At 40.3% G+C, this 8,808-nt stretch carries 5 protein-coding genes and 1 pseudogene; 1 reads left to right on the top strand and 5 read right to left on the bottom strand.

Translation table 11 applies throughout. The annotated features are described in order from the left end of the window. Positions 1–137, top strand: a pseudogene (locus F9Y84_RS22340) (transposase); the annotation flags it as partial. 218 nt (positions 138–355) lie between these two features. Here the strand turns inward: F9Y84_RS22340 and F9Y84_RS21455 are convergent. From F9Y84_RS21455 to F9Y84_RS21475, 5 genes are read right to left on the bottom strand one after another with little or no spacing between them, the layout of a single operon-like run. Next, positions 356–931: an AAA family ATPase gene (locus tag F9Y84_RS21455; RefSeq protein ID WP_167508304.1), complete on the bottom strand. Its 576-nt coding sequence runs from the start codon at positions 929–931 to the stop codon at positions 356–358. Positions 932–969: 38 nt separating this feature from the next. Next, positions 970–4,236, bottom strand: coding sequence for a type I restriction endonuclease subunit R (locus F9Y84_RS21460; protein ID WP_147391212.1), 3,267 nt, complete (start codon positions 4,234–4,236; stop codon positions 970–972). A 23-nt stretch (positions 4,237–4,259) separates the two neighbouring features. Continuing rightward, entirely contained in the window at positions 4,260–5,132 is an 873-nt protein-coding gene (locus F9Y84_RS21465) for a DUF4145 domain-containing protein (protein ID WP_147391209.1), read from the bottom strand. Continuing rightward, complete coding sequence (locus F9Y84_RS21470; protein WP_147391210.1) at positions 5,132–6,481, bottom strand: restriction endonuclease subunit S; 1,350 nt, start codon at positions 6,479–6,481, stop codon at positions 5,132–5,134. The genes F9Y84_RS21465 and F9Y84_RS21470 overlap by 1 nt, the downstream gene beginning before the upstream one ends. Continuing rightward, on the bottom strand, positions 6,481–8,697 hold the full coding sequence (locus tag F9Y84_RS21475) for a class I SAM-dependent DNA methyltransferase (RefSeq protein WP_168756788.1): 2,217 nt from the start codon (positions 8,695–8,697) through the stop codon (positions 6,481–6,483). The genes F9Y84_RS21470 and F9Y84_RS21475 overlap by 1 nt, the downstream gene beginning before the upstream one ends. Between the last annotated feature and the right edge of the window lie 111 nt (positions 8,698–8,808).

Raw genomic sequence — 8,808 nt, forward strand, 5'->3', positions numbered from 1 at the left:
GGATGAAACTCACAACCCAATTTTCTCGGATTTTCCATGGTGCTGTTGGTCGAGAGCGAGTACTCACCGCTTACTGTGAAACACTCAAAAAGCGACGGCGCACAAATCTAGCAAATTGTGAACATTTGCTGGCTTAACCAAATAGATTCTTTAGCGATAACCCCTCAAGCTGCGTTAACCACAGTGCCTTTATGGTGTGCGATACACTGACTTTAGTGTCAGGAAATACGTAAACACTAACAGGAACCTTATTTTCTTAAGCACTTTTGATACGAGTAATAAACAATTTTTTGTGGTTCTAACTAGAAATTACCATAGGGTAGATACTAGTGGGTGTCAGTGTTGTTTTTTTACTCTAGTGGGTGTCAGTGTTGTTCTGTTTCAGTGTTGTTCTGTTATTGAAACTAAAGATATTTGCATGATTAACCCCTTTTTTAAATAAAGAGCGGTATATTGTTGTTAACCTTCTCTTTCTATAGGAGTCGAACAAAGTATACCCGAGGTCATTAAGGTCACTTCCATATATATCAAAGTGTAATTGGAATTCCTTCTTCTTGAGACCTCCGAAAACAGGAGAATAGCGATACCGTAATTCATGCTTGTTATCATCTATCAATAGATTGATATTTAGCTTTATCTTCTCATATTTTTTTAAATTGTCTTTAGGTAATGAAGCAAGAAGGTCAGGTTGTGATAATGCGTTGATTATATCTAGAATAGTCGACTTTCCTGATCCATTCTCCCCTATCAATATATTAACTTTTCTAAATTCAATAAAGTCCCCATAGGAACGCTCATAACCTGCTTCATCCTGCCCGTGGCAGTTATCTAACCCCCTAATATTGGTAAAGTAGATTGAATCTATAAATACACTTTTATTTTTGCTTGTCATAACGGTACTAACCTCATCTTTTTGTACATGCTCTGACACACAAGAGCACATCAACCTATGTCCTTGAATCCAGTAGACTACCCCTTAAATCCATTCAACATATCAAACACCACCCTCGCAAACTGAGCTGTTTTAGAAGGGTCTGATAGCAATTGCATCATCTGTTCTTGATGGGCTTCACTACTACCTAAGATGGCGTCATCAATTGCTTGAGGAAAATCGCCAAGCATGGCTTGTTCACGGGTGTTGTTAGCTATCTGCGTCATTACTGCATCGTTTTCAGTTAGCTTGTCACGCACGGTGAACGCATAGTTGATCATGTCTTTGTCGGTGAGGTTATCGGTTATGAACAACTCATTCAGACGAGCCAGTATGTTAGACATAAACTCTTCTTTCTTGTCTTTCGCCTTTGCACTGCCGACATTACTACTAGGCTCAAGTTGGTATTCGGGGGTATCTTCTTTAAGCTGAATATCTTGCTGGCGAATTTTAGATAAGCGGTAATGGCTCATTACTACGTTATCAAGGTCGATGTCATCTTCTTCAATTACCTTTTCACGTAATAACGGGCGTAGGTGTCTAGCATATAGGCTCAGTTTCTCTAGCTCTTTGTCGTCATAATCGACTATTTGAGACATAAACTCATAAAAGCGAGTAAAGCTACCTAAATCCTTTTTGAAGATTTCAAGACGGTCTTTCTCTTGCTTACACTCTTTAAAGCTATTCTCAGCATTAGCGATTAGCACTGCGTCACCTGTTTTTTTAGTGCGCTCAAACATTTCTTTAGCTTGAATGTAGGCTTCTACCGCAGAGCTATAGCGTTTTTGCCAACGGTCTACCGCTGGCTTACAAATATTGCTGATCGCTGCGTTAGATTTATTCTTAGTAAAGAAGGCTTCACAGAACTGTTCAACTTCATTCCACAGGAATATGCCACTGGTACGTAGCTTTTCATATAACTCAAACACAACATCTGGGTTTGTCACATCAGCGAGTTCTGCTGTTTGATAGTAAGGTTGAAATGCATCGAGAATATCTTGAGGATCATTGAAGAAGTCGAGTACAAACGTACCGCATTCAGCTTTACCTGGGTAAGTACGGTTTAAGCGCGATAGCGTTTGAACACATTCAACACCACCCAACTTTTTATCCACATACATGGCGCACAGTTTTGGTTGGTCAAACCCTGTTTGAAATTTGTTAGCCACCAACATAAGTTGATAGCTATCGGTGTCAAACGCCTTGCGCATATCTTGTTTAAGGTCTGGATTCATGCTTTTTTCAGTGAACTTTTGATCAAGCAAAGCAATCGCATCAGGATCATTTTGATTAAATTCAACTTCACCAGAAAACGCAACCAAGGCACGAATAGATTGATACCCGTTTTCTGTTACATATTTATCAAAGGCTAACTTGTAGCGAACCGCTTCTTTACGTGAACTTGTAACAACCATCGCCTTAGCTTGGCCGCCCAGTAACCCCATCACGTTGTCTTTAAAATGTTCAACAATCACCTTCACCTTTTGCGAGATGTTGTATTCGTGTAGGCGTACCCATTGGCTCAGTTTTACCTTGGCTTTTTTACTATCTACCTCTTGATCAGCCGCTTCAATTTTTTGTGCTAATTGATAAGCGACTTGGTAATTTGTGTAGTTTTTCAATACATCGAGAATAAAGCCTTCTTCTATGGCTTGACGCATTGAATACACATGAAACGCTTCTGGTTTGTTTTGTTTAGATGCAGGCAACTCAGGGTTTGGTAAACGGCCAAATAGCTCTAAGGTTTTAGCCTTTGGTGTTGCCGTAAACGCATAGTAGTTTAAGTTGGCGCTCCCACGGCGAGCCGCAATTGTTGCATCTAGAATATCTTCAGAGGTGAGTTCAGTATCATCATCTGCTTCATCAGTCATCAATACTTCTTTTAACTGACGCGCCGTTGAGCCACTTTGTGATGAGTGCGCTTCATCGGCAATTACCGCATAGTTACGCTCTTTTAAACTGGTACTGTTTTCAATAGCACGTAATACAAACGGGAAGGTTTGAATAGTGACTATGATGATCGGCGCTGAATTCTCTAAAGCTTCCGCAAGCTTTTCAGATTTAGAACGACCTTTATCTTCCTTAGTGTTTATCTTTTGAACCACACCATCAGCATGTTCAAATTGATAAATGGTATCTTGTAGCTGATCATCAAGAACAGTTCTGTCTGTTACCACAATAACAGAATGAAATTGTTTGTTGCCCTTCGCATCATACAAAGTTGAAAGCTGGTGTGCTGTCCAAGCAATCGAGTTTGATTTACCCGACCCAGCACTGTGTTGCACAAGGTATCTATTGCCCGTGCCCTCTTCTATGGCAGCACCAATCAACTTAGTGACTACATTCCATTGGTGATAACGCGGGAATATCAGGGTTTCTTTTTTGGTTTTGCGACCTTCCCAATCCTCGACCTCTTCAATCTGTAAATGAATAAAGCGGCCAATTATATTAAGTAGGTTATCTGGCGTTAACACCTCATTCCAAAGGTAATCTGTCGCATAGCGGTTTAGATCCCTTTCATTAAAGAGTGTTGGAATATCATTACCCGCGCCACCTTCACTTGTACCTTTGTTAAACGGTAAGAAGAAAGTATCGTCCCCTGCCAGTTTAGTTGCCATATAGACTTCATATTGGCTTACGGCAAAGTGTACTAATGCACCGCGTTTAAAGGTTAATAACGGCTCTGGCTTCTTGGTGGCAGGGTCTTTAGGTAAGCGCGTGCGTTTATATTGCTTAATGGCTTTTTCAACTGCTTGCTTAAATTCAGACTTAAGCTCTAAAGTTGATACAGGCAAGCCATTAACAAATAGCACCAAGTCAATGCGCCATGCCTTAGCTTTTTTGCCAGTCTCAGCTAAATGCTCTTTTGTTGCATATGGGCTGTACACAAGCTCAGGTACAATGCGGCAAATATTCTGCTGGTAACGGGCAAGGGTTTCAGGGTTTAAATCATGCTCTGGCTTAAACTGGCATAATGAAAAACGCGCATTACGTATTTTTAAGCCGTGACGCAATACACCTAAAGTGCCATAAGTGCGTGATGCCTTATCAGTTGCATTTACATCCGCTTTTTTAAGCTGTATCACGAGCGCATCAATGAAGTGGCGCTCAGAATCAATCGGGTAGACCTTACAAAACTTTTGCCACTCTTTGGGTTGTGTTTCTTTTACAAAAGCTAATACATCTTGCTCATATAAGGCTGACTCACGATTATAGTGTTCAGGTTGGCCTTGCACCCAACCATTTGCCACCATTTGGGTGATAATATCGTTTTGAAAAATTTTTTCTTGGGTTGCGTCATTCATCATTAATTCCATTAACTATTTAGTTATACCGCAGGAGTTTTGTGCACTAGTTGTTTTTGTTTTTTCTTATCGTATTTATCTGCTAATTTTGCATAACAACTTTGGATTGAGTCGAGCCTAGCTTTACGGTCATAAAGCTCTAATACCACCTGAAAAATCTGAAATGCATACAGCAAATCAAGTTCCTCCACACCAGAACCATGTGTTCCTTCATTACCTATCAATTTGAGAGCAAGTAATTGTTTAGCTTCCTCAGGGTACGTTTTTTTTAATTGATCTATTCGACTATGTAGCACTTTTCCGTCAAGCTTCATATCATCACAAAACCGTTCTATAGCGCGTCTTAATTTAGACGCAGATGAAGGCGTATCAAAATGGAAATGTTTAAAGGCGTCAAATAGCTCTTTACCTACTTCATGTGGAGTATTTTCAGAAAGGTTGAAAATTGGCACTGTTGGAGAAAAATGCTCAACCTTAACAAAATCAGGTTTTGGCTTGTCTTCTAAACCCATTTTAGGCTTAAGCAATACGCCTGAAGCCGATACATTCCCATTACATTTTTCGCAATGGTAAAAACTATTAAAAAGATGAGGCACTCCGTTAATTGGAGAGGTAGCCTCTGAATAATAATCAAATGCGGCCAAAATTAGCTTAACCAAAAATGGATCTGATTCTTCGGTATTGCTATGCCTTTCTTTGCGCTTTTTTACACTTGCATCTTTGTCCCTTTGATATCGCTTGCTCTCTTCAAGGAGCTTTCCCTCAGTAACAACGCGTGCTTGAATACTCGACTGTTCTAACTTCAAGCCCATTGCAGCGCAATATGGGCAAGGTAATGTCGGGTATTTATCAATTGCAACAAAGCTAGAAATTCCCTTCCATAAGTTTAAATCCATTACGCCACTACCTCTTCCCTTTTTTCAGGCTTTTGCCAATTACGCACATCAATTTTGCCTGTTACTGCGGCTGAGATTAAAGCTGTGCGGCGTTCTTGCATTAACTTTATAGCTTTGAAAGCGTTATTTTCTATAGCATTGTATCGAGTTTTGAGTTTTCCAATATGTTCATGAATAGCTATCAATTCTTCTTCAGGAGGAACAGGGACAGGAATATTTTCTACTTGCTCTACCCTTAAGTGGCTTACTGTACTTCCATGAGAGACACTATTTATATAATGGTCTAAGCAATCAGATATCAAATAGTCAAAAAGATAATTAGTGTAACTTTGACTATTTGAAATGAAGTTCATCATGCGTTGTCCCATACAGAACTTTAGGTTCTCAGGAACTATACAAACTTCACCAGTAGGAGCTTCTCGTGTAAAAAGGATTGATCCTGCTGGCGGTATACCTCTTTGAGTCCAAATTTCAAAATTCTTTTGGTCTGTGAATAAAGCAGCGTTAAAATTTAATTTCTGATTTTTTACATTTGTAGTACGAACAACAAAGTATTCGCCATTAGCGAAATATTCTGGAGTCTTATTTCGACAATCAACTACATCACACTCGAATTTTAATCTTGATACTCCCCAATGTTCAGGCACTTTACCTAACCATTCCACACCAGAATCTTTCATGGGCGCTTCAGGGTTCAAACCTTTAGTCACCGCATGGCTGATCACTGCTTGGCGCTTCTCTTTTAACAGCTTAATAAGCTGTTGTTGCTTTTCGATAAGGGTATCGATTTTGGCGGTTTCGTGATCTAAAAAGTTGGTGATTGCTCTACTTTCTTTTTGGCTCGGAACTGGCACAGGAAAACTTCCTAAATCACTTGAAGACAGCTCTAAAAATGTTGTTCCTCTTCCAAATAGGTTTAATTGTTCAGTAGCAACCGAAAGGTAATAGTAAAAATATTTTACATCTAAATCAGAAATAGTAACTAATGACTTACAGCCTTGGTTGGTGCATAAGTCATAATCAGCGATTGCCAAAGATCCGATTGGCGCTCTAGTCGAGAGAACAAGGCTACCTTTAGGAACAATCGTTGTACCACATGAATCTAGACCTTTTTCAGTAATATTCCTTGTAGATGAAGAAACTTTAAAGCTCGATAATTTACTTAAATCTGCGGGGGTTACCCAAACAATGTCTCCATCCCAAAACTCTGTAACCCCTGATTTTGGAGTAGAACCATTCACAATATTGAATAAATATTTTATGGGAGATACTTTCCAAGTACTTGGTAAGCAGCTAAACCATTCTATATTAGACCTTTTATAATCTGGATATGCTTTGTACTTGCTCATTACGAATGCACCTCTTGAAGCAGCTTCATAATTTCAGCACTTACTGCATCAAGATCCTCGTCGATTTCTTCCAATGCACGAGGTGGTTGATAGACATAGAAATGACGATTAAAAGGGATTTCATAGCCTACAACTCCAATTTCGCCATCTTTTTCATCACGCTTAGTAGCGTTAATCCAAGCATCTGCGACGTGTGGTGCCACTTCTTTATTAAAGTAAGTTTCAACCAATGTTGATGTAGTAACACTAGGATCAAGCGGTACATTCTCGTTATCGCGCAAGTCACCATCTTGCTTAAATGACACCACTTTATTTTGCCATTTGGAGACATCGCCTTGGTATTCAAACGCACCATAAAGCTCATCTGCATCCGTTTTTAAGGCTTTATCAACCACTCGCTCTGCGTCTGGGTTTTTAGAGGTGACAGCATCTAAGAATTGCTTTTTCTCTTTCGCGTCAAATTTAACATCGATGGCTTTTAGCGCTTTGTTGTAGTCAATATCAAACTGGTTAAAGTCATCAGAGCGGTTTGATTTACCACCTAAGGTATCACCAAGCTGTACCTGAAGCTTTTGCACTTTTTCCATTAGTGTTTTTTGGAACAACCAGATTTTACAATCTAATACATCTTTAATTTGCTTTTCTTTTAGCTCACTAAATTCAGCTTTAATAAGTGCGCGGATTTCGCTTTCAACTTCACTTAACTGACCATAGGTTTCGTCAGTCCAAGACGAACTATAATCTTGATAAATGCGCTGCATGATTGTGTTGTATGGCTTTGGCGCAAAACGCAGTGATTCAATGGCTTCATCTGTGATTTGTGATGAAAGTCTTAGTGGGCGCTCAACCGTAATGCGGCGATAACCAAACTCGTAGGTATTGAAAATTTTGCTCGCAAAGGTTTTCGGCGCTTCTGTTTTAGGGGTCGTTGATTGACGACCTCGGTTAGATTTTTCTTCAACTGGTTTATCAACAGGCCGAGCATCTATTACCTCAAAGTCACCAAAAGCACGCGTGATGGTTTTAATATCATCATCACTCATCAAGTTACGTTTAGAGCCAAGTGATTTGCGCATTTTTCCGCACAAATTAGAGCCATCTATTAACTGTACTTTGCCTTTGCGCCCTGCATCTTTCTTGTTAGAAAGAACCCAAACATACGTGGCGATACCTGTGTTGTAGAACGAATCAGTTGGCAAGGCGATGATCGCTTCGAGTAAGTCGGCTTCTAGAATATGGCGGCGGATCTCACTCTCGCCACTGCCTGCACCACCTGTAAAGAGTGGTGAGCCATTTAAGATAATACCAATACGCCCACCATCGCTGATATTGCCTTCAACAGAGCTAGTGTCACGCATTTTACTGATTAAGTGCATTAAAAACAGTAAAGAGCCGTCTGATACACGGGGAAGACCTGCGCCGAAACGACCACCAAAGCCTTTTAGAATGTGCTCATTTTTAATATCGCCTTCGATCTTTTTCCAATCCACACCAAATGGCGGGTTAGATAGCATGTAATCGAATTGATCTATCGGTAGTTGGTCGTTTGATAGGGTATTCCCCAACTTAATACGACTCACATCTTGCCCTTTGATCAGCATATCGGCTTTACAGATAGCGTATGACTCAGGGTTAAGCTCTTGACCAAAGGCACGCATTACCGCTTTTGGGTTTAGCTCATGTACATATTCCATGCCTGAAGATAGGAAACCGCCTGTACCTGCGGTTGGATCGTATATGGTGCGGATAATACCGTCTTTGGTTAGGGCGTCATCGTCTTCCATAAATACCAACGACGTAGTTAAACGTACGATATCACGCGGGGTAAAGTGCTCCCCTGCGGTTTCGTTTGAGCTTTCAGCAAATCGACGGATTAGCTCCTCAAACACCAAACCCATGTCGTGGTTTGAAATCGCTTTAGGGCTTAAGTCAGTGTTAGAAAACTTTTCAACCACCTTATAAAGCAAGTTAGCATCGTCAAGCAGGCCAACAAATTCATCAAACTTAAAATGTTCAAAGATTTCACGGGCATCTTTTGAAAAGCACTGAATGTAGTTTTCGAGGTTGTCTTTAATATCACTCTGGCCCATTTTTCCGAGGTTCATTGGCGAGGTATTAAAGAATGACAAACCATTTGTCGCTCTAAGAAGCATTTTTTCCTGTGCTTCTTCAGGTAGGTTCATGGCTTTTACTTTTTCAGCCCAGGGGCGGAGCATACTTTGATTACTTATAAACCAAAGAATACCTGTGCCCTAAATTTGTCGTTCCAGCCAGCGGTTTTCAATTTGCTGCGTTGACTCGGTAAGCCGCATTCACACTGCTTGAGC

Origin of the sequence: Pseudoalteromonas peptidolytica, assembly GCF_012641745.1 — a bacterium.
Taxonomy (GTDB): Bacteria; Pseudomonadota; Gammaproteobacteria; order Enterobacterales; family Alteromonadaceae; genus Pseudoalteromonas; species Pseudoalteromonas peptidolytica.